The following is a 25385-nucleotide window of genomic DNA, read 5'->3' on the forward strand; positions in this document are numbered from 1 at the left end:
TTAAGCTCCCATCCGGGCCAGGCGCGAACGCGGGTCGATATATTCGTTCACCGACATGGCGAGCATGAACAGGCCGAGGAACAGGATGACGACGAAGAGCATCGGGAAGGCGACCCACCACCATATGCCCGATACCATTGCGGAATGCGCATTGGCCCAGTAGATCATGCCGCCGATCGTCGGCCGGTTGATGTCGGAAAACCCAAGCACCGAGAGCGTCACCTCGAGGCCGATCGCCCAGATCAGGTTGTTCATCGTCGTGAAGAAGACGATCGGCATCACATAGGGCAGATGCTCGCGGATGAGGATCTGCCGTGTGCGCATGCCCGAGAAGACCGCGTGCCGGGTGAATTCCCGGTGGCGGAGAGACAGGGCGACGGAGCGGATCAGACGACTGTCATGCGTCCATCCAAGCAGCGCTGCGGTGATCGCCAGCATGAACCACGTCATCTGGTCGCGAAGCACGAAAACCAGAAGCAGCAGGATCGGAATATTCGGCAGGGCGCCGAGCGTATCGTTGACCGCCATGATGATCTGGTCTGTCCGGCCGCCGATATAGCCCGAGATCAGCCCCACGGCGATGGCGATGATGCGGCTGACGAAAGCGACGATGATGCCGAAGAACAGCGTGTTGCGCATCGAGGCGGCGATCTGCCAGAAAACCTCCTGGCCGCGCGAGGTGGTGCCGAGCCAGAATTCGGCCGAAGGCGGCATGTCGGGCGCGACGACATAGATGGCGTTCTCGTCATAGGGCGAGAAGAACGATGCCACGATCAACGCCAGGATGAGGCAGATCAGGACGGTTCCGAGCAGGAACTCCTTGTTGTAGCGCAGCAGGTCTCTGAGGACTTTGAACATCACGGATTATCCCAGTTTCACGCGCGGATCGATCAGCGGATAGATGATGTCGATCACGAAAACCGCGGCGGCGACGGCGATGATGGCGATGGTGGTGACGCCGAGCACGAGGCTATAATCGCCGGAATAAATGCCGGAGATCAAAAGCTTGCCGATCCCGGGATAATTGAAGACGAACTCGACGATGACGGCGCCGCCGAAGACGTTGCCGAGACTGAGCGCCAGGCCGGTGACCTGCGGCAGCATGGCGTTGCGCGCGACATATTGTGAAAAGATGCTGCGCGAGCGCACGCCGCCGAGTTCAGCGTAAACGACATGATCGTCGGTGACGATGTTGGATACGAGCGAGCGCATCGAGATGAACCAGCCGCCGACGCCGACGAGCACGAGGGTCAGGGCCGGCAAGATGCCATGCTCGATCACCGAGCTGATGAAGGCCCAGTTGAAGCCGGGCGGGAGATTGACCTGTGCGCCATCGCTGATCGGCAGGATAGGCCAGATGAAACCGAAGAGGATCACCAGGCTGAGGCCGATGATGTAGGTCGGGATCGGCTGTAGCGCCATGATGACGACACCGGCGACCTTCAGCAACTTACTGCTGTGGAAATAACCGGCAAGCGCGCCGAGGAAATTGCCGATGATCCAGGAAATGATCGTTGCGAGCGTCAGAAGCCCGACCGTCCAGGGAAGAGCCCGGCCGATCACGGTCATGACGGGGGTCGGGAAGGAAGAGAGCGATGGACCGAAATCGCCGGTCAGGACGCGGCCCCAGAAGGTGACGTACTGGTCCAGCAACGGCCCGCCGGTGCCGTAGAGTTCACGCAGCGATTCGCGAAGGATCTCGACGGCCTGCGGATCGGTGGAGCCGAAGCTCGTCAGCAGCGACACGGTCTGCTCGATCGGATCGACCGGCGAAAAATGCGCGATCAGGAAGGCCAGCGTGATGCCGGTGAAGACCACGAAGAGAAATTGCAGAAAACGTTTTGCCGCATAGATCAGAAAGCCATTCATGACATCGACCCTTCAATAGCAGAACGGAAACAGCCGGCGGCCGGCTGTCTCCTTTATGGTGCCCCGATCAAGGCTTCGGCGTATCCGGGTTGGCCTTCAGCCCGACCACCATGTAGCGGATGTTCGACCAGTTCGGACCCGAGGCCGAATAGGGATTGTCCGCGCTTGGATAATTGGTCCAATAGGTCGTATCGAGCGGCGCGAACTTGTTGTAGGCCATCAGCGGGATCATCGGCATTTCCTCGACGGCGAGCTTCAGGAAGTCCTGACCGAGCTTGGCGACATCCGGCGAATCGAAGGCGATCGATCGGTTCTTCTCGATGAGCAGGTCGAGACGCGGATCCTGCCAGCGCTGCAGATTGCGCGGCGGCTGGATCTGCCCGAGCGGCTTGATGAACTCCGAATGATAGCTGTCGAGGAAGAAGGAGAGATCGGGATGACCGCCCCAGGTCTCGATGCTCCAGTAGATCGCCGTCTCGAAATCGCCTGTGCTGAGGCGTTGACCGTTGGTTGGGCCGGCGACATCGACCTTGGTCGCGATGCCCGCCTGCGTCCATTGCTGGGCAATCACCGTGCCGGCGCGGGCCAGTGTCGGAATGGCATCGCCTTCCACCTGCAGACGGATCGTAAAGGGCGTTCCGTCAGGCTTTACCCACTGGCGACCGCTCTTCTTGAAGCCTGCCTTCTGCAGCAGTTCGGTGGCGGCCTGAACGTCCTTCTTCCACCAGCCGAAGCCGAATGTACGCTGTAGTTTGGCCGGATCCGTCGGGATCTGATCGGCCCATTGGCTGCGCACCATATTGGCGATCTGCGCCGAGATGTTCGGATCGTAAGGCTTGATCTTGCGGGAACCGGTGTCGAGCTCGAAATTCGTCAGCCAGTCTTGCATCGGTGCGTAATAGTCGTCAGGGGCAGAACCCGTCGGTGGCGTGGCTAGGGCTGCGATATTGGCCGCACCGCGATAGGAGCCAAGCGCCACTTCGCGGATATCGATCAGCAGCGCGAGAGCCCAGCGAACATCCTTATTGTCGAAGGGCGCCTTCTTCGTATTGAAGAGAACGGAAGGCAGCGTCGGATCCGGATGCGCGAAAGGGAAACCCTTCAGCCACGAGGCCGTACTCTTGCTGTCACGCATGATCGAGAACATGCCCTCGGGCGCCATGTCGTTGATGACGTCGAGATTGTGGTTGCGCTGTTCGATAACGCGGGCTTCCGGATTGCCGGCGGCGCGATAGACGACGTATTTGACCTCGGGCGGCTGTTTCGCAGCCAGGCCGATCGACGTGCGCTGCCAGTCGTCGCGCAGCCTCCAGATCGTCCAGTTGCCGCCCTTGTCATAGCTTTGCAGCTGATAGGGCCCGAGCGAGACCGGCGGGTTGTTGTTGAACGACAGCGGATCTGCAGCCTTCTCGAAGACATGCTTCGGCATGATCCAGGCGGCATTCCAGCGAACGGTGAAAAGCGTGTGGAAGCGCGAGTTCGGTTTCTTCAGATGGAAGACGACCGTTTGCGGATCCGGATTTTCCATGCTCGCGACATTGACGGTGAAGGGCGCGCTCCAGGCCATGCCGGGATGATCGATCTGCGTCTGCACGGTATAGACCACATCGTCACTGGTGAATTCGACACCGTCGCTCCAGAAGATGCCCTTGCGCAGCTTCACCGTCATCTCGGTGAAATCGGCGTTGTAGCTCGGGGGCTCGCTGGCAAGGGCGTTCTGCCAGGCGTCCTTGCCGCCTTCGGGATTGATGAACCATAGCGTATCGGTGGTCAGCTGCTGCAGGCCGTTGAGGTTTGCCGCCGCCCCGCCCCCAGGAGCCCAGAGGTTGAACCAGTCGGCATTCTGCTGCGGCGTGCCTTGGATAATCAGCGTTTCGTTGCGCGGTATGCCGGCAATGAAATCCTGCGCAAATGCCGGAAGGGCCATAAGAGACATTAGCGCGATGGCTGCATATCTACGGAACTTCATCGGATGTTCCTCCTCCTCAACTCGCCACGGCGAGCGCTTCCCGTAATCAATTGACGATGCGTCCAGCAAACCCCTGCCTGCGCGTGCCGCAGGGACACATGCACTCCTCGACGGCGGGCGAGCTCACGCCACAGTTATCGACAATTTTTCAAGAAACGGCAACCGATAATTTTGGTGACTATAAAAAATAGCGCATTTTCAAGCATTTTTGACGCTCAATGATAAAGCATATTTTTATATTATTGACAAAGTGAGCATTTGGCTTAGCTTTTGCGGCGAGCGCGGCACCCTCCCAAGAGGCCGTACTTCATCACCAGACAGGTCGGCCGCTTTCGGGAGGGGCTTTGGCATGATCGTTCAAGAGGACACCACGATGAGCAGCCCTTATGACGTGACGATCTCCGTTCACGCCAACCGGCCGACCGGCAAATACGAACCCTTGTGGAACTGGTTCGGCTACGACGAGCCGAATTACACTTACTCCCCACACGGCAGGAAGCTGCTCAAGGAACTCACAGAACTCAGCCCCGAGCCGCCCCGCATCCGCGCGCACAATCTTCTGACCAGCGGCGACGGCCTGCCTGCCCTCAAATGGGGTTCGACCAATGCCTATACCGAGGATGCTGACGGCAATCCGGTCTACGACTGGACGATCATCGACAAGATCTTCGACACCTATGTCGAAGCCGGCAACATTCCGCTGATCCAGATCGGCTTCACACCGGAAGCTCTCTCCGATTTCAACGGTCCTTACCGTCACCAATGGGAGCCGGCCGATAAATACGCGACGATCACCACCGGCTGGACGGCTCCGCCGAAGGACCTGAAGAAATGGAGCGACCTGATCGAAGCATGGGCGCGCCATCTCGCCGAAAGATATGGCGAGGCCGTCGTTTCAAGCTGGCCGTGGGAAGTCTGGAACGAGCCGGACGGTCACTACTGGACCGGCACCATCCCGCAATTCTGCGAAATGTATGATGTCAGCGCCAAGGCTCTGAAGCGTGCCTTGCCGAATGCCCGTGTCGGCGGACCGCATACCTGTGGCGCCTTTGCCAACGAAAAGGCCCAGACCTTCCTGCGTGCCTTCCTCAAGCATGTCGTCGAGAACAAGTCGCCAATCGATTTCCTCGCTTTCCACGCCAAGGGCAATCCGGTGATCTATGAGGGTCACGTTCGGATGGGCCTGCACAAACAGCTCCGTGACATCGAGACAAACCTTGCCATCATCAATGAATTTCCGGAACTCCGGCACCTGCCCGTGGTAATCGGCGAATCCGATCCGGAAGGCTGCGCGGCCTGTTCCGCACGCGTCCATCCCCAGAACGGCTATCGCAATGGTCCGCTCTACGGCGTCTATGTCGTCGAGAGTATGATCCGCACCTATGAGCTTGCAAGACGCGCCAACATCCATATCGAAGGGGCGGTCACCTGGGCCTTCCTCTTCGACGACCAGCCCTATTTCGACGGTTTCCGCGATCTTGCGACCAACGGCGTCGACAAGGCCGTTCTCAATGGCTTCCGCATGCTCGGCAAACTCGGCGGCGAGTGGCTGGAATCGGAAAGCGATTATCGCCGCGACATCGAGGATATCATGAACCACGGCGTGCGCGGCAAGCCCGATGTCAATGTCGTGGCGACCCGCGACGATAAGGGCGTTTCCATTCTGCTCTGGCATTATCACGACGATGATGAAGCCGGGCCGTCCGCTGACATTTCGGTCAATCTCGACGGCTGGGGCGACAAGTCCGCGTCACTCAGGCATTTCAGAATGGACGAGGAACATTCCAACGCCTTCGGCGTCTGGACGGCGATGGGCAAGCCGCAGAATCCGACCGGCGAAGGTTATGCCAGGCTGGAAGCGTCGGGAAAGCTCGCCGAGATCGACGAGGCATCGGCCAAGGTTGATGGCGGCAAGATCGTCCTCAAGGTCTCCCTACCGCGTCAAGGCGTGTCTCTGTTGCGCCTCGATTGGTGAGCCGGCAGGCGAAGGGAGCGCAATCGAACGATGCGCTCCCCTTCAAACGGCTAGCCGCGTCAATGATCGCTGACATAGGCGAGATAACGTTTCTTGCTGGGCTGCAGATGGTCGACACAGAGCTGGGCGAGAACCCAATTGTCAGTGCCGCGCAGCATCTCGATCATCAGCCGGTGATGCTCATGCGAGATGCGTAGCGACTCCTTGCTCGACATCGAATTGGCGCGCACCGGCAGGCTGAGACGCATATAAAGCTCGATCGATTGCACGAGATGCGCATTGCCGCAGGCGCCGAAAAGCGTCAGGTGGAATTTGTCGTTGGCCTCGTGCACGCCTCTGAGATAACCGGATTCGACGTGACGGCCATGCTCCTCGTGCAGCGCCAGCAGTTCCTCGATCAACGCTTCAGGTGCCGGCAGCTTTATCCACAGCGCAGCCTGCCGTTGCAGCAACTCACGGACATCGTAGATTTCCTGAACCTGGCGAGCGGTCAGCGAGCGGACGGTCGCCCCTTTGTTGCGCTCCCGAACCACGATACCCATCGTCTCGAGCTGCACGATCGCCTGGCGGGCGAAATGGCGCGTGACGTGAAAGCGGGCTAGAAGCGCGTCTTCGGTCAGACGGGTCCCGGGCGCAAGCCGGCCGAAAATAATGTCCTCCTCCAGCGCGCGGGCAATGCTTAGATCATCATGCTCGATGCCGTCTTCGCGGCTTTCGTTGAGCGTCTGCAATGTCATCTCCTCTGACGGGCGCGCGCCATGTTACCGTGGATTGCGTTCCGGGTCGAACCGGCTCAAGCGATAGATATCCTCGACAAGAGCAAGCGTCTTCATGTTATCGCCCGGCGATGTTTCCATCGCGACCTTTCCATCGAGACTGTCGAGGAAATGCGCAATGGTCGCGTCATAAGCGCCTTGGTAGGTCTCGTCGAGATCGAAGCTCTCCCGGCGCTGCTCCGCACCCTGCGCTAAGAGCAGATTGCCTTGGAGTTCGAGCGTGCCGCGCGTTCCGAAGATGCGTAAGTGATCACGCGGCACCGGCGGAGCGCCATGCGCGGCGAGATTGGCGTTGACGGTGACAAGAATGCCGTCGCCCAGCCGGCGCAGGACGACGCATGCCACATCCTCCGCGACGATATCGCGATTGCTCCTCTCAAGCCGCGCACCGACCACCTCCATCTCGCCCAGAAGATATCTCAGCGTATCGAGATGATGAATCATGACCTCCATGACCAGCAGCCGCTCCTGCGTCCGGAAGAAGGGTTGGCGCACCAGCGCCGGCCTTCGCCCCTCTGCATCCGCTAGCATGCCGCTGGACAGGAATTCGAACTGCGCCTGACGGACATCGCCTGCAAGTCCTTCGTCGAGCCATGCCTTCAGCCGCCGATAATAGGCGCGGAACCGCCAGTTCTCGTGGATCATCAGCCTGCCCTTGCCGGAAAGCTCTGCCAGCAGGTGAACAGCCTCGTCGTAGGAAGAGGCGAGCGGCTTCTGGCAGATAATATCGAGCCCCCTTGCCGCCGCCAGCCGGACCAGTTCGGCGTGAAACTCCCGCGGCGCGCAGATATCGACGGCATCGAGCTGCTCGGCTTCCAGCATCGCCTCAGCGCCCGCATAGTTGCGCGCGACCTCGAAGGCGGCCAGCCGGGCCTCGATCGTGCTCCGCGACGGGTCGGCGATCGCCACGACCTCGGCGCGATGCAATTGCCGCCTCCATGCCGATAGATGGTAGGCGCTGACCCAGCCGGCGCCGACCATTCCGATACGCCGTCGTCTCGTCCCCGTCATGGCGCTTCCCTCTGCTTCAAGTTCATTTTATCAATAATCTATCCGGCTTCTTCATGAAAGCCAATCATCGACTCATCAAAATAAGGCGACGATCGATCGATATTTCCTTGGAAACTTATGGGTATCGCTGAAGATATCCAAAAATACGATATGGTGACGCCATCTTATTTATTGACAATCCTCCATATCCCACTACGCTGACAGCACATTGGCCATGGTCAAGTTGGCGAGGGAGGAACAGGTTTGTCGAACGGTCTTCGTCGCAAGCTGACGAGTTATGGCGATCAGGGATTCTCCCTTTTCCTGCGCAAGGCATTCATCAAGGCCATGGGCTATTCTGACGATGCACTCGACCGTCCCATCGTCGGCATCGCTAATACTTACAGCGATTTCAATCCCTGTCACGGCAATGTGCCGCAACTCATCGAGGCCACCAAACGCGGCGTTATGCTGGCGGGCGCGATGCCCATGGTGTTTCCGACCATCTCGATCCACGAGAGCTTTGCCTCGCCGACCTCGATGTATCTGCGCAATCTGATGGCGATGGAAACGGAAGAGATGATCCGCGCCCAGCCGATGGATGCCGTCGTGCTGATTGGTGGCTGCGACAAGACCTTGCCGGCCCAGATCATGGCGGCTGCCAGCAGCGAGATACCGGCGATCTTCCTGCCGACCGGTCCGATGGCCGTCGGCCACCACGGGGGCGAACGGCTTGGTGCCTGCACGGATTGCCGCCGTTTCTGGGGGCGCTTCCGCGCCGGAGAGATCGACGAGGCCGAGATCACCGAGGTCAATAACAAGCTGGCCAGCTCGATCGGCACCTGCACGGTGATGGGCACGGCGAGCACCATGGCGAACCTGACCGAAGTCATGGGTCTCTGCCTTCCCCGCGCCGGTTCGGCACCCGCCGTCGAATCCGAACGCGTCCGCCTTGCCGAGGAGACCGGCCGTGTCGCCGCACGGCTCGCCGTGGATGAGGCCGCCCCGACGGTGCGCGAGATCCTGACGCCACAGGCGATCCGCAACGGCCTCGTGGCGTTGCAGGCGATGGGCGGCTCGACCAATGCCGTCGTGCATCTTGCCGCAATCACCGGCCGCCTCGGCCGTCGCCTCGACATGGCCGAACTCGACCGGCTGGGCCGGAGCATACCCCTGCTCGTCGACTTGCAGCCGTCCGGCCAGCATTATATGGAGCAGTTTCACGAGGCGGGCGGCGTCCCGGCGCTGTTGAAGGCGGTGCGTCATGAAATCGATGGCAGCGCCCCGACGGTCTACGGCAGGACGATCGGCGAGATTATCGACAACGTCGTCGACGAGCCGGGCCAGACGATCATCCGCACCGTCGAGAAACCGTTAAAGCCGATCGGCACGATCGCCGTCCTGCACGGCAATCTTGCGCCGCGCGGCGCCGTCATCAAACAATCCGCCGCCTCCAAGGATCTTCTCCAACATATTGGCCGCGCCGTCGTTTTTGATTCCGTCGAGGATATGACGCTGCGCATCGACAGCGACGATCTCGACGTCAAGGCCGACGATGTTCTGGTCCTGCGCAATGCCGGGCCGAAAGGCGCGCCCGGCATGCCGGAAGCCGGCTATCTACCCATTCCCCGCAAACTCGCCCGGCAGGGCGTGAAGGACATGGTGCGGATTTCCGATGCCCGGATGAGCGGCACGGCTTTCGGTACGATCATCCTCCACATCGCGCCTGAAGCCGCCGATGGCGGCCCGCTGGCGATCGTCCGTACCGGCGATCGCATTCGCCTCGATGTCGAGGGCCGGCGCATCGACATCGATATCGACGAGGCGGAATTCGATCGCCGCATGCTGGAGATCATCGACCGACCCTCCCCTGCCCCGTTGCGCGGCTATGCAAAACTTTATCAGGAACGCGTGCTCCAGGCTGACGAAGGCGCCGATTTCGATTTCCTGCAAAGCGACGAGCTCGACGCATGATGAGTACCGCTGATATAGAGGCCCCGCTTTGCCTGCCCCGCCGGCAACTGGCGCGCTTGCCGCGGCCGGCACTGCCGCAAGGCACGGTCGATACGCATTTCCACGTCTTTCGCGCCGACGCTCCGCTCAACACCCCGCGCAGCTATACGCCTGACATCGCGACGATTGCCGACTGGATCGAATTCTCAGAAAGCCTTGGCATCGCCAAGGGCGTATTGGTACAGCCAAGCGTCTATGGCCTCGACAATAGCGTGCTGCTGGAAGCGCTCGCCGCCTTTCCGGGCCGTTTGCGCGGCATCGTCGTCATTGATCCCGAAACTGGAGAGACCGAGATCGAGCGGCTCCACCGGCACGGCGTGCGCGGAGTGCGGATCAACACACGCAACAAGGGCGGCCTTCCCTTGGCTACCGCCAGGACACTGGCGGAAAGGATTGCGCCTTTCGGCTGGTCGCTGCAACTGCAGATCAATCCCGAACAGCTTCCCGATCTTCCGGCAACATTATCCGGCATCCGCCTGCCCATCGTTGTCGATCATCTCGGCTTCATTCCGCTTGCCACAGAGACGAGACCACGGCATGTCGATGCGCTGAAAAGGCTGATGGACGCGGCTGATGCCTATGTCAAAGTGACCGCGCCCTATCGGTTGACGAAGGAGACGAACGACCAAGGCTTCGCCGAGGTCACCCGCACGCTTGCCGCGAGCCATGGGGAGAGGCTGCTCTGGGGCAGCGATTGGCCGCACACCGAATTATGGGATGGCATGCCCGATGACGCCGAGTTGATCGAGGCCATGCAGGCCGCCATCGACGATCCCACGGCTGCCGAAAAGATTTTTGTTCGAAATGCCGAAGTGCTGTTCTTCGGCCGCTGAATGGGAGACCACGAATGGCCAGACTGACCGAAGATGCCAAGGGCGTCTATGTGATCGCCGTAACCCCCTTCACCGATGATGGCTCTCTCGATCTCGCCAGCATCGACAGCATGGTCGATTTCTACGAAGGCGCCGGCGTCACCGGGCTGACGGTGCTTGGTCAGCTCGGCGAGGCCCCGAAATTGACCGCCGAGGAATCGAGGGCCGTGGTCGAACGGGTGCTGAAGCGCCTTGACGGGCGCCTTCCCGTCGTTGTCGGCGTCTCGGCGCCGGGACTTGCGCCGATGCGCGAACTCGCCGAAGCCGTCATGGGGGCGGGTGCTGCCGGCGTCATGGTCGCGCCGCCCTGGACCGTCAAGACTGACGATCAGGCTTTCGCCTTCTACCAGTCGGTCGGCGAAACCCTTGGCGATACGCCCTTCGTGCTGCAGGATTATCCGCTCACCACCAATGTGACGATCGCGCCCAAGGTCATCGAGCGCATCGTCAACGAGGTGCCGAATTGCGTCATGGTCAAGCACGAGGATTGGCCGGGTCTTTCGAAAATATCAGCGCTTCGCGCTGCCAGCGACAGGGGCGCCATGCGGCGCATATCCATCCTTTGCGGCAATGGCGGGCTTTTCCTGCCCGAAGAGATGGGCCGCGGCGCCGATGGCGCCATGACCGGCTTTTGTTATCCGGAGATGATGGTCGGCGTCGTCGAGGCCTATGCGGCCGGAAATCCCGATCGCGCCCATGCGATCTTCGATGCCTATCTGCCGCTCGCCCGCTATGAACAGCAGCAGGGCATCGGCCTTGCCTCGCGCAAATACGTGCTCGCCAAGCGCGGCGTGATCAGGTCCGCCGCCCTGCGCAAGCCGGGCGCCGGGCTGTCGGCGCTCGATATTGCCGATGTCGAGCGGCTGCTGGCGCGCCAGGCCATCCGCCTCAACGAGATCGGGGCGTGAAGCTCGACCCATGCAGATCGAAACGATGTGTGTGTCCGCACTGCCCGTTGGCCTGAAATCCGAGCGACTCCCAGAATTTCGCCGCGCCATCGTTTCCCGCATGAACGGTGACGATGCAGCAGCACGACCGCGCATGGTCGAGCAGTGCCAGGGCAAGCATCCGGCCGATGCCGCGCCCGCGCATTGCGGGACTGATATAGAAACGCCGCATCCGCAACGCCCCTGACATGGCCGCTTCGACGGTCATGCCCCCGACGCCGGCAAGCACCGCATCGACATAAGCGCCGAGCAGCCTTTCGCCGTTACCCTCGAACCTGACATCGCCGGCCGACCATTCGTCGATAAGGCGGGTGATATGGCGATAACCTTCCTGCCGGGCCTCGCTTTCGAGATCTGCGATCTGCTGCGGCAATCGATCGCGGATCATGCGGATATCGATTGTCATGGTGGTGCGCGAATCTAGGCTGCAGGGACCGGAATCTCGCGGCGCACTGCCGCATCCGGCAGGCCGACCGGAGCGAAGGTCGCATCACCATCGACCGCCATGTCACGCACCGTATGTTTCTCCAGCGCTTTCGTCACCTCGGTGAGGTCGCCGTCCAGATGTTCGGCCGGGATGAGATTGCCGATCACGAAATCGAAGCGATCGCCGCGTTTGTTCAGCAGCTCGTGAAACACCGTCATGTCGCGAAGCTCGGTCGACCATTTCGCCAGCCAGTAGAACAGGCCGGAATTGCGCGCCGTCATATGGACGGGAAGGATCGGCAGATTGTATTTGCGCGCCAGTCCGACGGCCGAGGTCTTCCATGGGCGTTCGTTCAGCCGGCCGTTCGCCCAATAGGCGATGCGGCCTGAGGGAAAGAGCACGGTCGCCTTGCCCTCCTTCACCGCATGGTTCGTCAGTTGCAGCGTCTCGCGCGCCTTCAGCTTGCTCTTGTGCTCCTCCCGCCATTCGACGGGAATGATCATCTCGGCAAAGCGCGGATTGACGCGGATGGCATCGCGATTGGCAAAGAACATCATATCAGGCCGGCGTGCTTTCAGGAGATCGAACACGGCAACACCATCGGCGATGCCGGTCGGATGGTTGCTGACGAGGATGAAGCCGCCGGTTTCCGGAATGCGTTCGCCATTGACGATGCCGATGTCGAGTTTCAGCACGTCACTCAGATATTCGAACGACTGGAAGCCCGGCATTTTCGCAACCGCATTGGCGAATTCGAGCGCCTTGTTGTAGCGCAGCAGCGTGTAGAGGAACGGTCGCATGACCGGCCAGAGCGGATTTTTGACGATCCTCTGGCCGCGTTCGGCAATCAGCGTATCGACGATATGACCGGGCTTTCCCTGTGAAACGAGAGCGATCGCTTCCGCGAGCTGTCCGAAAGCCGTCATGGAATCGCGCCGTGCCATGAAAGATCCTGTCTATGGGGTATAAGCTATCGCAGTACAATATGATCGAAGGATGACAAAGGCTTGGCCGGCATTAGCAATTCCATAACCGTTCCTGCTTCAAATTGGCGGACTTGAAGGCAAATTCAAGGCTCGCGACGTGAACGAACTGCTTGTTATCGCCGATCCGCGCCTGATGGCGGAGCGGGCCGCATGGCTCGAAAATCTCGCCCGCGAGCGCCGTCTTTCCGAGCACACGCTCGACGCTTACGAACGCGACACCCGCCAGTTTCTGACCTTTCTGACCGGCCACCTCGCCGGACCGGCCACACTTGGCGATATCAGGGAATTGCGCCCCGCCGATTTTCGCGCCTTCCTGGCCGCCCGGCGCAAGCAGGGTTCCGGCGCCCGATCGCTCGGCCGCAATCTTGCCGGTCTTCGTTCGCTGCTGCGCCATCTTGAAAAGAAGGGCCTGGTCAATGCCGCCGGTGCTGCCGCGATACGCTCGCCGAAACAGCCGAAATCATTGCCCAAACCGCTCTCGGATACCCAAGCGATTACCGTCGTCAGCGACGAAGCCCAGCTGCATGACGAACCCTGGATCGCCGCGCGCGATGCGGCCGTGATGACGCTGCTCTACGGCTGCGGCCTGCGCATCTCCGAAGCGCTGGATCTCGTTCCCGCCGACCTGCAGAAAGGTGCGACGACACTGCGCATCACCGGCAAGGGCAACAAGACACGGCTGGTGCCGCTGCTGTCCGTGGTCTTCGACGCGGTCGAGAAATATCGCGCGCTCTGCCCATATCACCTCGAAAGTAGCGAGCCGCTGTTTCGCGGCGCCCGCGGCGGCAGGCTGCAGCCGGCGATTATTCAGCGGACCATGCAGAAGATGCGCAGCGCCTTCGGCCTGCCGGAGACGGCGACACCGCATGCATTGCGCCACTCCTTTGCCACCCACCTGCTTGCCGGCGGTGGCGATCTGCGCACCATCCAGGAATTGCTCGGCCATGCCAGCCTTTCCACAACGCAGGTCTATACCGGCGTCGATGCATCGCGGCTGCTGGAGGTGTATGATCGGGCGCATCCGCGCGCGTAACTTTTCGTTCGTAACTTTTCGTTAACGCATCCTCTTAAAGGAATATGCGCAAGCCGGGCGTAGAGCATGAAGCCACCAGAGCATGTGACGGAACACCCATCATGACGACATCAATCGGCCGCCGGACGTCTTACCTCGCAGTGCCGGCTCATCTGTTGCTCTGGCTGATTGCAGCCTTTCACATGCTGCTTCTTGCCGCGCTGTTTGTCGCTTTCCTGGCTGCAAGGCCGGCGGCGGCCGAAGAGGCGGCCTGCGCCGGCCGCAACCTGATGGTCGAGCTGCAGCAGAACGATCCCGCCCGCTACGCCGAGGCGCTGAAGGAAGCCGACGCCACGCCGAATGGCAAGGGCATTTTCTGGAAGATCGAAAAGCCGGGACTGGCACCCTCGTGGCTGCTCGGCAGCATGCATGTCACCGATCCGCGCGTGCTGGCTCTACCGCCCCGCGCCCAGGCCGCCCATGACGCCGCCGGCACGATCATCATCGAATCCGACGAGATCCTCGACGAGCGGAAGGCAACCGCAGCCCTGCTCGCAAAGCCTGAATTGACGATGTTTACCGATGGCACGACGATCGACAAGCTGCTTTCTCCCGAAGATTACAAGCGCCTTGAAGCCGGGCTGAAGCAGCGCGGCATTCCGCTCGGTGCCGTTTCCCGCATGCGGCCCTGGATGATTTCGAGCGCCGTCGCCCTGCCGGCCTGCGAAATCGCCCGCAAGGCGAAAGGCGTGCAGTTCCTCGACCAGAAGATCGCCACCGACGCCGTTGCTCAGGGCAAACAGGTCAAGGGGCTGGAAACCCTTGCCGAGCAGATCCAGGCCATGGCCGATCTGCCGATCGAATTCCATCTGAAGTCGCTGATCGAGACGTTGGAACTCGGCGACAAGATGAGCGATGTCGTCGAGACGATGACCGACCTCTACCTCTCCGGCGACATCGGCCTGACGATGCCGATGTTGAAAACGGTAACACCGGAAGACAAAGGCGAAACCAACGATTATGCGGCCTTCGAGCAGCGCGTCATCCTCGACCGCAACAAGGTGATGGCCGAGCGCGCCGCTCCCATCCTCGACGGCGGCAACGTCTTCATGGCCGTCGGCGCCCTGCACCTGCCCGGCAAGGACGGCGTCATCGAACTGCTGCGCCAGCAAGGCTTTACCGTCACCGCGATAAACTGAACCCGCCGACGGTCAGCCGAGCGTCATGCGGCGCAGCACGTTGCTTTTCCAATAGAACTGATGGACGAGGGCGCCGGCGACATGCGCCACGATCAGCGCCCAGAGAATAACCTTCATGATATCCGCGTGGAACGAACCGGCGGGAACGATGCCGAAGTAGTAGGCGGCGATGCCCGAAAGCGGCATCGCGAAGATCAGGATGTAGAGGCCGGCATGGGCAAGCCTGGCGGCAAGACGGAAGATCGCCGGCTCCTGCGCGACCTCGGCCGGCACGCCCTTGCTAAAACGCAGTCCCAGCCTGAGAACGGCAAGCAGCAGGATGGCGATGCCGACATAGGCGTGGATATTCGCCGACGAAATCTGTTCCGGCGTCGGCACCTCGCCTCTGCGTATCAGCCGACGCCAGGTATTCATGCCATCGGGAAACAGCAGGTTGAAGAAAATCAGCAGCGCGATCGCCCAGTGAAGAAAACGCTGGCTCAGGCTGTAACCCGCAATGGACGGCTGCTCCATTTTTCCTCACCTTCGTCCGATATTTGAATTCTGCAATGCGCAACAATTAAAACAGCCGCCTACCTCACGGCAAGCGGCTGCATGCTTTGTTACGAATATGTAAGATTACATATGGATCGGCTTGAAGAAGGTCGCGAGCGCAGCCTCCTTGACCGCTTCCGACATCGTGGGATGCGCATGGCAGGTCCGGCCGAGATCTTCTGACGAACCGCCGAACTCCATCAGCACGGCAATCTCGTGGATCATCTCGCCGGCGCCGAAGCCGACGATATGGCCGCCGAGCACCCGGTCGGTTTCCTTGTCGGCAAGGATCTTGACGAAGCCGTCGGTTGCCAGCATCGCGCGGGCGCGCCCGTTCGCAGTGAAGGGGAACTTGCCGACCTTATAGGCGACGCCTGCCGCTTTCAGCTCTTCCTCGGTCTTGCCGACGGAAGCGATTTCCGGCTGGGTGTAGACGACGCTCGGAATGACCTCGTAGTTCACATGGCCATGTTGCCCGGCGAGGATTTCGGCAAGCGCCACGCCCTCGTCTTCCGCCTTGTGCGCGAGCATCGGACCCTTGACCACATCGCCGATCGCATAGATGCCGTCGATATTGGTCTTGAAGTGACCGTCGATCTCCACGCGGCCGCGATTGTCGAGCACGACACCGGCCTCTTCCAGCCCGAGACCCGCCGTATAGGGCTTGCGGCCGGTGGCGATCAGCACGACTTCGGCGTCGAGTGTCACCTTGTCGCCGCCCTTGACCGGCTCGAACGTGACCTTGGCGCCCTTGTCGCCCTTTTCGACGCCGGTGACCTTGGCGCTGAGATTGAAATCGATGCCCTGCTTGGCGAGCATGCGCTGGAACTGCTTGGAGACTTCGCCGTCCATGCCGCCGAGGATGTTGTCGAGATATTCGACCACCGTCACCTTGGCGCCGAGGCGCGACCAGACCGAACCGAGCTCGAGGCCGATAACGCCGCCGCCGACGACGATCAGCGTTTCCGGCACCTTCTCCAGCGCGATGCCGCCGGTGGACGAGATGATGGTCTTTTCGTCGATTTCGACCTGCACACCGGGAATGCCGGCGACGTCCGAGCCGGTGGCGATGACGATGTTCTTACCCTCGATCTCCTGCACCTTGCCGTCGTCGGCGGTGACGGAAACCTTGCCGGCCGAAACGACCTTGCCGGTGCCCTGGAAGGCATCGATCTTGTTCTTCTTGAAGAGGAAGGCGACGCCGTCGACATTCGCCTTCACCGTCGCATCCTTGTGGGCCATCATATTGCCGAGGTTGAGCGTCGGCGCCGAGACGTCGATGCCGAGAGCGCCCATCCCGTGGCCGGCTTGATGGAACATTTCGGAGGCATGCAGCAGCGCCTTCGACGGAATGCAGCCGACGTTCAGGCAGGTGCCGCCATAGGTCGCCCGCTTTTCGACGACGGCGACCTTGAGGCCGAGCTGGGCTGCCTTCACAGCGCAGACATAGCCGCCCGGGCCGGTTCCGATAATGATCACATCGTAGGACATTGTTTCTTTCCCTTTGGATTTTTCGTTTAATCGGCCGCGCGCGACGTCAGGCCGAGGAATTCGAGAATATGCTGCATGCTGTTTTCACCCTGTCGCTCTAACGGCCGCCGCTCACATTGAGGATCGCGCCGGTGATATAGGAAGCCGAAGGTGACAGAAGATAGAGGATCGCATCGGCCACCTCCTCGGGCGTGCCCGCCCGCTGCATCGGGATCGACGGCGCCAGCTCGCGCGGGCGATCCGGCAAACCGCCGGAAGCATGGAGGTCGGTTTCGATGACACCCGGCCTTATGGCATTCACGCGGACGCCCTCGGCGGCAACCTCGCGCGCCAGCCCGACGGTGAACGTGTCGATCGCCGCTTTCGAGGCGGCATAATCGACATACTGCGTCGCCGAACCGAGCACCGCCGCCATCGACGAGATATTGACGATCGCGCCGCCCTGGCCGCCATGCCGACTCGACATGCGGCGTATCGCTTCTGCGGCGCAGAGGATGGAGCCGGTCACATTGACGCGCAGCATGCGCTCGATCCGCTCCACCGACATCTCGTCGATCCGCTGGGGATAGTCGACGATGCCGGCATTGTTGACGAGCCCGTCGAGGCGGCCGAAATGCCGGTCGACCGCCGCAAATATCGAGACGATATCCGCGGCCTTGCCGACGTCACCCTGGATCGCCACGGCCTCGCCGCCGGCCCCCGTGATCGAAGCCACGACGGCATCCGCGGCTTGACGGTTGGCGGCGTAATTCACCGCGACACGCCAGCGCTGGCGCGCGGCGAGCCGTGCGGCGGCAGCACCGATACCCCGACTTCCGCCGGTAATGAGAACAACAGGGGCATCGCTCATGTCGCACACTCCTTGAAAATCAGCACGTCCCAGGGGGCCACCATAGCCTTGCCCTCGCCCCAGGCGCTGGATTCGCGAATGGCGGGACCAAGGCCGGGGAGAACGACCTTTTCGGCCGCCGCGGCGCCCTCGGGCTGCAGATTGTCCATCTCGCCCTCGGCATCCATGCCATAGACGGCGCCCTGCCAGACCGTGCAGGCATTAAGATCGGCGCCGGTCGCATCACCCTCTGGGCAGTTGAACATCAGGATGCCGATGGCCCGCACCGGATCCTCCGATGGCATGACATAACCTTCCATCACGACTGACGTCTTGAGCGCGCTGATCTTGAATTGGTTGCTGGCGGCAGCCGACGGAGAATTCAGCGGCGCAAAGCGCAATTCATAGGCGCCGTCGCGATCGACGTAGACGGCTCGTTCCTGCTTGCAGGCGGCAGCAAAGGCGGACACCGGAGCGGCGAAAAACGCTGCGGCTGCGATTGCAGCCACGCCTTTCCCCGCCGTGATCCCGACCTTTCCGCTCATTGCAGCTTCGGCTCCTTCCGCCCGTCGGCATTCTCGACAACGCTGAAATCCGTCAGCAGCACCAGCGCGCGGCCGTCCTTGTCGAGGCCCCAAAAGACCGGATAAAAACCGTCGCCCCAGCCGCTCCAGAACACCGCGACATTGCCCTTCTTGCCGGCAACCGGCCGATGCAGCGCATAGGCGCCCTTGTTGGCATCGAGGTCCGAGGCCAGCACGTCGTCGTAATAATTGACGTCGGCATCGGTTTTTTGCGCCTGCGCCTGCGCTTCGCGCTCTCCGATCAGATCAAGCGTATCGGCATCCATGTAGCAGCCGAGGCCGGCATCGACGGGATAGCCGAAAATCTCTCCGTCCTTCAGCGTCGCCGGATCCTGCCCGGCCAGGACCGCAAGCTCCCAATGATCCGGCTTGCCCTCGGCAAACCGCATGCTGGCGGCAGCGATGCGCCCGAACGCCTGGTAGAGCGTCACCGGATATTCGCCCGGTGCAACCGTTCTGGCGAGCGCCGGACGATCGGGCTGGGCGAGCGGATCGGCCGCGACGATGCGCCCCGACGTCAATTCGACATTGCCCATATGGATCACGCCAATCGATCGGCCGGAGAGTTCGGCATCGGTGAGCGCCACCAGGTCGAAATTGCTGCTTGCCTTGCTGATGTCCCAGCCGGCGGCCGATGCGGAGACCGGGACATGCGCGGCGGCAGCGCAAAGAAGAAGGCGCGCCGCTCGCATGATCCGGTTCCGCATCGAAAGCGCTCCCTTAGAGATCGAGAACCAGACGTTCCGGATCTTCCAGGCTTTCCTTGACGCGCACGAGGAAGGTGACCGCTTCCTTGCCGTCGACGATGCGGTGATCGTAGGACAGCGCCAGATACATCATCGGACGGATGACCACCTGGCCGCCGATCGCGACCGGCCGCTCCTGGATCTTGTGCATGCCGAGAATGCCGGACTGCGGCGCGTTGAGGATCGGCGAAGACATGAGCGAACCGTAGACGCCGCCATTGGTGATGGTGAAGGTGCCGCCCTGCATGTCGGCCATGGAGAGCGAGCCATCACGGGCTGCCTTGGCAAGACGGCCGAGTTCCTTCTCGATTTCGGCGATCGACATCTGGTCGGCGTCGCGGATGACAGGAACGACGAGGCCCTTGTCCGTGCCGACGGCCATGCCGACATGGCAATAGTTCTTGTAGATGACGTCGGTGCCGTCGATCTCGGCATTAACAGCCGGCAGTTCCTTCAGCGCATGCGTCACCGCTTTGGTGAAGAAGCCCATGAAGCCGAGCTTGACGCCGTGCTTCTTCTCGAAAATGTCCTTGTACTTGTTGCGCAGATCCATGACCGCCTTCATGTCCACCTCATTGTAGGTGGTGAGCATGGCGGCAGTGTTCTGCGCGTCCTTGAGGCGCTTGGCGATCGTCTGGCGCAGGCGCGTCATCTTCACGCGTTCTTCGCGCGAGGCATCCTCGACCGTCGACGGGCCGCGTGCAGCAGCAGGGGCGGCGGGTGCGGCCGCCGGAGCGGAAATGCCCTTGGCGACGGCGGCGATGACATCGCCCTTCAGCACCTGGCCGCGCTTGCCGCTGCCGTCGACCTGGTCGGCGGAAAGATTGTTTTCAGCCAGCATCTTCGAAGCCGCCGGGGCCGGCGGCATGGTGGAGACGGAGGCGCTTGCCGACGATGCCGCCGCAGCGGCAACCGGTGCCGGCTGAGCGGGAGCAGCCGGGGCCGGCTGAGCAGGCGCGGCGGCCGGTGCAGCAGCAGCCGGCGCGGCAGCAGCGGCAGCGCCTTCGGCGATCTGGCCGAGCAGTGCGCCGAGACCGACGGTTTCGCCGGCGGCAGCGACGATTTCCGAAAGCGTGCCGGAGGCGGGTGCCGGAACTTCGATGGTCACCTTGTCGGTTTCAAGCTCGAGAATCGGCTCGTCGGCCTTGATGGCGTCGCCGACCTTCTTGAACCAGGTGCCGACGGTTGCCTCGCTGACGGATTCACCGAGAGTTGGAACGCGGATTTCTGTGGCCATTGTTCAAATCCTGATTTCGTGTGTTTTCGTTTATGCGTTTCAGACGGCGGGTGGCCGCGAGATGATCGAGGGCATCGGCAGGATATCGAAACGGAAACCGAAACCGGAAGCGATGATCGGATCGCCGTCGGCGAGGGCCTGTGCCGCCGCCTGATCCTCGACTTCGACGATTGCCATGCCCCAGGCGCCTTCACCCTCGAAGACGGGGCCGACTATAACAGCCGATCCCGCAAGGGCGTGCCGATGCCAGTATTCGACATGGCGTTTCATCGCCGCCATTTCCTCCCCGGTCCCGTCATGCGGGAAAGTGGGGCGCGGCGGCAGCAGTCTCAGAAAGAAATAAGCCATTGCGCCCCCCTAATTTTAGCCGCCCAATGCATCCTCGAGGAATGCGGCGAGCTGCGACAGATGCTTGGACATCAGGCCCGTCGCCGGCGAGGCGGCGGCCGGACGGCCGGTATAACGAACGCGCTGATACTTCGCGTCGATATGGGCGAGCACCCATTCGAGGAAGGGGTCGATGAACGACCATGCGCCCATGTTTTTCGGCTCTTCCTGGCACCAGACCATCTCGGCATTGCGGAAGCGCGACAGCTCGTTGATCAGCGCCTTTGCCGGGAACGGATAGAGCTGCTCGACACGCAGGAGATAGATGTCGTCGATGCCACGCTTCTCACGCTCTTCCAGAAGATCGTAATAGACCTTGCCGGAGCACATGACGACACGACGGATCTTGTTGTCCTTCTGCAGCTTGATCGGGCCGTCTTTGATCACCTCGGCATCATCCCAGAGCAGGCGATGGAAGGCGGATTCGCCGGCCATTTCGGCAAGGGTGGAGACTGCCCGCTTGTGGCGCAGTAGCGACTTCGGCGTCATCAGGATCAGCGGCTTGCGGAAGTCGCGCTTCAGCTGCCGGCGCAGGATGTGGAAGTAGTTCGCCGGCGTCGTGACGTTGGCGACCTGCATGTTGTCTTCGGCGCAAAGCTGTAGGAAACGCTCGAGGCGGGCCGAGGAGTGTTCCGGACCCTGGCCCTCATAGCCGTGCGGCAGCAGGCAGACGAGGCCCGACATGCGCAGCCACTTGCGTTCGCCCGACGAGATGAACTGGTCGAAGACCACCTGCGCGCCGTTGGCGAAATCGCCGAACTGCGCTTCCCAGAGCGTCAGCGCATTCGGGCGGGCGAGCGAATAGCCGTATTCGAAACCGAGCACGGCCTCTTCCGAAAGCATCGAATTGATGACTTCGTAGCGCCCCTGCGTCGGCGAAAGATTGGCGAGCGGGATGTAGCGCTCTTCGGTTTCCTGATCGTAGAGAACCGAGTGGCGCTGCGAGAAGGTGCCGCGTTCGCAATCCTGGCCGGACAGACGGATCTTGCTGCCTTCGACGCAGAGCGCGCCGAAAGACAGCGCTTCGGCCATCGCCCAGTCGATGCCCTCGCCGGTGGCGATCATGTTGGCGCGGTTTTCCATGAAGCGCTGGATCGTCCGGTGCACATTGAAGCCGGCCGGGATCTCGGACAGCTTGCGGCCAATCTCCTTCAGAGTCTTCATCGGCACGGCGGTCTTGCCGCGGCGCTGCTCGTCGGCATTGTCGGCCGTGCGCAGGCCCGACCACTCGCCGTCCAGCCAGTCGGCCTTGTTAGGCTTATACTGCTGGCCAGCCTCGAACTCCTGCTCGAGGTGGAGGCGCCAATCAGCCTTCATCTTCTCGACTTCGCCTTCAGTGAGCAGGCCCTCGGCGACGAGGCGGGCTGCATAGAGCTGCAGCACGGTCTTGTGGGCGCGGATCACCTTGTACATCTTCGGCTGCGTGAAGGACGGTTCGTCGCCTTCATTGTGGCCGTAGCGGCGATAGCAGAACATGTCGAGCACCACAGGCTTGTGGAACTTCATGCGGAATTCGGTGGCGATCTTCGCGGCATAGACCACCGCTTCCGGATCGTCGCCGTTGACGTGCAGGATCGGCGCCTCGATCATCTTGGCGACATCGGACGGATAGGGCGACGAGCGCGAGAAGGCCGGGTTCGTGGTAAAGCCGATCTGGTTGTTGATGATCACATGCATGGTGCCGGCGACGCGGTGGCCGCGCAGACCGGAAAGGCCGAGGATTTCGGCAATGACACCCTGACCGGCAAAAGCCGCGTCGCCGTGGATCAGCAGCGGCAGAACCTTGGCGCGTTCGGAAAGCGGGATGATGTCACCGTCCCAGACCGCGGCATTCATGTCCTGCTTGGCGCGGGCTTTGCCCATGACGACGGGATCGACGATTTCGAGATGCGACGGGTTCGCCGTCAGCGAAACGTGGATCTTGTTGCCGTCGAATTCGCGGTCTGAGGAGGCACCGAGATGGTACTTGACGTCGCCCGAGCCCTCGACCTCGTCGGGAGCGGCCGAGCCGCCCTTGAATTCGTGGAAGATCGCCCGGTGCGGCTTGCCCATGACCTGGGAGAGCACGTTCAGGCGGCCGCGATGGGCCATGCCGAACACGGCTTCCTTGAGGCCGAGATGGCCGCCGCGCTTGAGGATCTGTTCCAGCGCCGGGATCAGCGATTCGCCGCCATCGAGGCCGAAACGCTTCGTGCCCTTGAACTTGACGTCGAGGAACTGCTCGTAGCCTTCGGCTTCGACAAGTTTGGCAAGGATCGCCTTCTTGCCTTCCGGCGTGAAGGCCACGCCCTTGTCCGGTCCTTCGATGCGCTCCTGGATCCAGGCCTTTTCTTCAGGATTGGAGATATGCATGAATTCGACGCCGAGCGTCGAGCAATAGGTGCGCTCGAGGATTTCGATCATCTCACGGATGGTCGCGTATTCCAGGCCGAGCACGTTGTCGATGAAGATCTTGCGGTCGTAATCGGCGGCCGTGAAGCCGTAATTCTCCGCCGACAGCTCGCGATAATCGTCAACCGGAGCGGCGATGCCGAGCGGGTCGAGCTTGGCATGCAGGTGGCCACGCATGCGGTAGGCGCGGATCATCATGATGGCGCGCACGGAATCGCGCGTCGCCTGCAGCACCTCGGTGCTGTCGGCAGGCTTGCCCGCAGCTTCGGCCTTGGCCTTGACCTTGGTCTCAATCACCTTCTCGACGATGCCCCAGTCGCCATCGAGCGCCGAGACGAGATCGCCGCTTGCCTGCAGCGGCCAGTTCTTCTTGCGCCAGGAAGCGCCCTTGGCCGCCTTCTTCACATCGTTCGGATCGTCTTCCAGCGCCTTGAAGAAGGACCGCCACTGATCGTCGACCGAGTTGGGATCGTCTTCATAACGGGCGTAGAGCTGCTCGATATAGGCAGCATTGGCGCCATCCAGAAACGAGGTGATCTGAAATTGCTCGTTGGCTTCTTGCCGTGCCATGGTGATATGCGGACGCTTCCGTCCGCCTCCTGACTTTGATGAATTTGCCGGCTCGATCGCCGGCTGCCGCATTCCGATTGCCGCCTGTCCGCGGCGCATCTGCTGGTCTCGTACCGTCAAGGCCGGGCGGAAGGCGCAGATGCCGTTCCTCCGCCCGGGTCTTTAAGTGGTTTTAGCCTTTGAGGACTTCAACCAGCGTCTTGCCGAGGCGGGCCGGAGACGGCGACACTTTGATGCCTGCCGATTCCATCGCCGCGATCTTCGATTCCGCATCGCCCTTGCCGCCGGAAACCACAGCACCGGCGTGGCCCATGGTGCGGCCCTTCGGCGCCGTACGGCCGGCAATGAAGCCAGCCATCGGCTTTTTGCGGCCCTTCTTGGCTTCGTCCTTGAGGAACTGCGCAGCATCCTCTTCAGCCGAACCGCCGATTTCGCCGATCATGATGATCGACTGGGTGGCTGCGTCGGCCAGGAACATTTCCAGGACGTCGATGAACTCGGTGCCCTTGACCGGGTCGCCGCCGATGCCGACGGCCGTCGTCTGGCCGAGGCCTTCGTTTGACGTCTGGAAGACGGCTTCATAGGTCAGCGTGCCCGAGCGGGAAACGATACCGACCGAACCCTTGCGGAAGATCGAGCCCGGCATGATGCCGATCTTGCACTCTTCCGGCGTCAGGATACCCGGGCAGTTCGGGCCGAGCAGGCGCGACTTGGAGCGGTCGAGGCGCGCCTTGACGCGCACCATGTCCATGACCGGGATACCTTCGGTGATGCAGGTGATGAACGGGATCTCGGCGTCGATCGCCTCGATGATCGCATCGGCAGCACCAGCCGGCGGAACATAGATGACGGTCGCGTCGGCGCCGGTCTTTTCCTTGCCTTCGGCAACGGTTGCGAAGATCGGCAGGCTTTCGCCCTTTGCGCCGGTCCAGGTTTCGCCGCCCTTCTTCGGATGGATGCCGCCGACCATCTGGGTGCCGTAGTAAGCGAGCGCCTGTTCGGTGTGGAACGTGCCGGTCTTGCCGGTTAGGCCCTGAACGAGAACCTTGGTGTCTTTGTTGACGAGAATGGACATGCGAGGCCTTTGTTTAGGAGAGGTTGGAAGACGTGGAGGACGCGCGACGATAGACGCCGCTGACGACCTCCTGCCAAGTATCGCTGCCTGCAGGCGAAAAGCTGACGCCCATCCGGTAGCAGTCTTCATTTTCAAACGTGAATACGGTGCGCTGGCTGCCGCGCGGCGAAGTCTTCATCAGCACAAGCTCACTGCCGTTCCACTCGCCGGACGCCGGTACAGGCGGCGCAAAACCTGCGGAGTCGAACTGGTAGAGTTTGTAGGTCTGGTCCGAAGCATCGAAGCCGAAAATATTTCGCGCCTCGAACGAAACAGCACCATCCCGCGTCTGGCGATAGCGCTGCTCGAGGAAGAATCCGCCGAACAACGCCTCGCCGGAAAACTCAGCACTGGCCTTGCCTTCGCTCGTCCACGCCGACGCCGCGACGCGCTCGTCCCCTTCCCACACGCCGGCGAAGGCGTTGAGGCGGAAATGAGCAGCGGAGGGCGTGGACTGGAAGGCCATG

The 25385-nt window shown here is 61.6% G+C and carries 23 protein-coding genes; 6 read left to right on the forward strand and 17 right to left on the reverse strand.

Translation table 11 applies throughout. The annotated features are described in order from the left end of the window. The 3 genes from EEQ99_RS25630 to EEQ99_RS25640 all read right to left on the reverse strand — a co-directional run bounded on the left by EEQ99_RS25630 (position 1) and on the right by EEQ99_RS25640 (position 3838). Positions 1-858 (reverse strand): ABC transporter permease, encoded by an 858-nt coding sequence (locus tag EEQ99_RS25630; RefSeq protein WP_028755849.1) that lies wholly within the window; start codon positions 856-858, stop codon positions 1-3. 6 nt (positions 859-864) lie between these two features. Then, entirely contained in the window at positions 865-1869 is a 1005-nt protein-coding gene (locus EEQ99_RS25635; protein ID WP_097543616.1) for an ABC transporter permease, read from the reverse strand. A gap of 67 nt (positions 1870-1936) precedes the next feature. After that, entirely contained in the window at positions 1937-3838 is a 1902-nt protein-coding gene (locus tag EEQ99_RS25640) for an ABC transporter substrate-binding protein (protein WP_127431279.1), read from the reverse strand. 349 nt (positions 3839-4187) lie between these two features. On the opposite strand from EEQ99_RS25640, the gene EEQ99_RS25645 reads away from it, so the two are divergent. Beyond that, positions 4188-5813, forward strand: coding sequence for a GH39 family glycosyl hydrolase (locus tag EEQ99_RS25645; RefSeq protein WP_127431280.1), 1626 nt, complete (start codon positions 4188-4190; stop codon positions 5811-5813). A gap of 59 nt (positions 5814-5872) precedes the next feature. Here the strand turns inward: EEQ99_RS25645 and EEQ99_RS25650 are convergent, their stop codons facing one another. Together EEQ99_RS25650 and EEQ99_RS25655 are read right to left on the reverse strand one after the other, a co-directional pair. Beyond that, a complete protein-coding gene (locus EEQ99_RS25650) occupies positions 5873-6544 on the reverse strand; it encodes a GntR family transcriptional regulator (protein ID WP_028755853.1) in 672 nt (223 codons plus the stop codon). A 30-nt stretch (positions 6545-6574) separates the two neighbouring features. Beyond that, entirely contained in the window at positions 6575-7600 is a 1026-nt protein-coding gene (locus tag EEQ99_RS25655) for a Gfo/Idh/MocA family protein (RefSeq protein ID WP_028755854.1), read from the reverse strand. Positions 7601-7843: 243 nt separating this feature from the next. Here EEQ99_RS25655 and EEQ99_RS25660 point away from each other — a divergent pair, with 243 nt between their 5' ends. The 3 genes from EEQ99_RS25660 to EEQ99_RS25670 are packed head-to-tail and all read left to right on the forward strand — an operon-like array spanning position 7844 to position 11372. Next, positions 7844-9553 (forward strand): IlvD/Edd family dehydratase, encoded by a 1710-nt coding sequence (locus tag EEQ99_RS25660; RefSeq protein WP_127431281.1) that lies wholly within the window; start codon positions 7844-7846, stop codon positions 9551-9553. Beyond that, positions 9553-10425: an amidohydrolase family protein gene (locus EEQ99_RS25665; RefSeq protein ID WP_028755856.1), complete on the forward strand. Its 873-nt coding sequence runs from the start codon at positions 9553-9555 to the stop codon at positions 10423-10425. Before EEQ99_RS25660 ends, EEQ99_RS25665 begins: the two co-directional genes overlap by 1 nt. Positions 10426-10439: 14 nt before the next feature. Continuing rightward, the gene (locus EEQ99_RS25670; RefSeq protein WP_127431282.1) at positions 10440-11372 is read left to right on the forward strand and encodes a dihydrodipicolinate synthase family protein; all 933 of its coding nucleotides are present in this window, start codon (positions 10440-10442) and stop codon (positions 11370-11372) included. On the opposite strand, the gene EEQ99_RS25675 is transcribed toward EEQ99_RS25670, so the two are convergent. Both EEQ99_RS25675 and EEQ99_RS25680 read right to left on the reverse strand, forming a co-directional pair. Then, the gene (locus EEQ99_RS25675; protein ID WP_097543611.1) at positions 11353-11817 is read right to left on the reverse strand and encodes a GNAT family N-acetyltransferase; all 465 of its coding nucleotides are present in this window, start codon (positions 11815-11817) and stop codon (positions 11353-11355) included. The genes EEQ99_RS25670 and EEQ99_RS25675 overlap by 20 nt on opposite strands. A gap of 14 nt (positions 11818-11831) precedes the next feature. Next, positions 11832-12782: a GNAT family N-acetyltransferase gene (locus EEQ99_RS25680; protein ID WP_063473448.1), complete on the reverse strand. Its 951-nt coding sequence runs from the start codon at positions 12780-12782 to the stop codon at positions 11832-11834. 139 nt (positions 12783-12921) lie between these two features. Between EEQ99_RS25680 and EEQ99_RS25685 the strand changes: the two genes are divergently transcribed. Both EEQ99_RS25685 and EEQ99_RS25690 read left to right on the forward strand, forming a co-directional pair. Then, positions 12922-13857 (forward strand): tyrosine recombinase XerC, encoded by a 936-nt coding sequence (locus tag EEQ99_RS25685; protein WP_097543609.1) that lies wholly within the window; start codon positions 12922-12924, stop codon positions 13855-13857. Between the two features lie 101 nt (positions 13858-13958). Continuing rightward, on the forward strand, positions 13959-15035 hold the full coding sequence (locus EEQ99_RS25690; protein WP_063473447.1) for a TraB/GumN family protein: 1077 nt from the start codon (positions 13959-13961) through the stop codon (positions 15033-15035). 12 nt (positions 15036-15047) lie between these two features. Here the strand turns inward: EEQ99_RS25690 and EEQ99_RS25695 are convergent, their stop codons facing one another. The 10 genes from EEQ99_RS25695 to EEQ99_RS25740 all read right to left on the reverse strand — a co-directional run bounded on the left by EEQ99_RS25695 (position 15048) and on the right by EEQ99_RS25740 (position 25384). Beyond that, on the reverse strand, positions 15048-15548 hold the full coding sequence (locus EEQ99_RS25695) for a cytochrome b (protein ID WP_047615571.1): 501 nt from the start codon (positions 15546-15548) through the stop codon (positions 15048-15050). A gap of 105 nt (positions 15549-15653) precedes the next feature. Then, positions 15654-17060: a dihydrolipoyl dehydrogenase gene (gene lpdA / locus EEQ99_RS25700; protein ID WP_127431283.1), complete on the reverse strand. Its 1407-nt coding sequence runs from the start codon at positions 17058-17060 to the stop codon at positions 15654-15656. Positions 17061-17157: 97 nt separating this feature from the next. After that, entirely contained in the window at positions 17158-17910 is a 753-nt protein-coding gene (locus EEQ99_RS25705; RefSeq protein WP_097543605.1) for an SDR family oxidoreductase, read from the reverse strand. Continuing rightward, entirely contained in the window at positions 17907-18434 is a 528-nt protein-coding gene (locus EEQ99_RS25710) for a hypothetical protein (protein ID WP_097543604.1), read from the reverse strand. The genes EEQ99_RS25705 and EEQ99_RS25710 overlap by 4 nt, the downstream gene beginning before the upstream one ends. Then, complete coding sequence (locus EEQ99_RS25715; protein ID WP_097543603.1) at positions 18431-19180, reverse strand: DUF4241 domain-containing protein; 750 nt, start codon at positions 19178-19180, stop codon at positions 18431-18433. Before EEQ99_RS25715 ends, EEQ99_RS25710 begins: the two co-directional genes overlap by 4 nt. A 13-nt stretch (positions 19181-19193) precedes the next feature. Then, on the reverse strand, positions 19194-20456 hold the full coding sequence (gene odhB / locus EEQ99_RS25720; protein WP_047615577.1) for a 2-oxoglutarate dehydrogenase complex dihydrolipoyllysine-residue succinyltransferase: 1263 nt from the start codon (positions 20454-20456) through the stop codon (positions 19194-19196). A 39-nt stretch (positions 20457-20495) separates the two neighbouring features. Further along, on the reverse strand, positions 20496-20804 hold the full coding sequence (locus EEQ99_RS25725; protein WP_047615578.1) for a YciI family protein: 309 nt from the start codon (positions 20802-20804) through the stop codon (positions 20496-20498). Between the two features lie 15 nt (positions 20805-20819). Continuing rightward, complete coding sequence (locus tag EEQ99_RS25730; protein WP_063473907.1) at positions 20820-23804, reverse strand: 2-oxoglutarate dehydrogenase E1 component; 2985 nt, start codon at positions 23802-23804, stop codon at positions 20820-20822. A 172-nt stretch (positions 23805-23976) separates the two neighbouring features. Then, entirely contained in the window at positions 23977-24879 is a 903-nt protein-coding gene (sucD, locus tag EEQ99_RS25735; RefSeq protein WP_063473779.1) for a succinate--CoA ligase subunit alpha, read from the reverse strand. A 13-nt stretch (positions 24880-24892) separates the two neighbouring features. Next, positions 24893-25384 (reverse strand): DUF1579 family protein, encoded by a 492-nt coding sequence (locus EEQ99_RS25740; RefSeq protein ID WP_127431284.1) that lies wholly within the window; start codon positions 25382-25384, stop codon positions 24893-24895. Between the last annotated feature and the right edge of the window lies 1 nt (position 25385).

Origin of the sequence: Rhizobium anhuiense (genome assembly GCF_003985145.1) — a bacterium.
GTDB lineage: Bacteria > Pseudomonadota > Alphaproteobacteria > Rhizobiales > Rhizobiaceae > Rhizobium > Rhizobium anhuiense.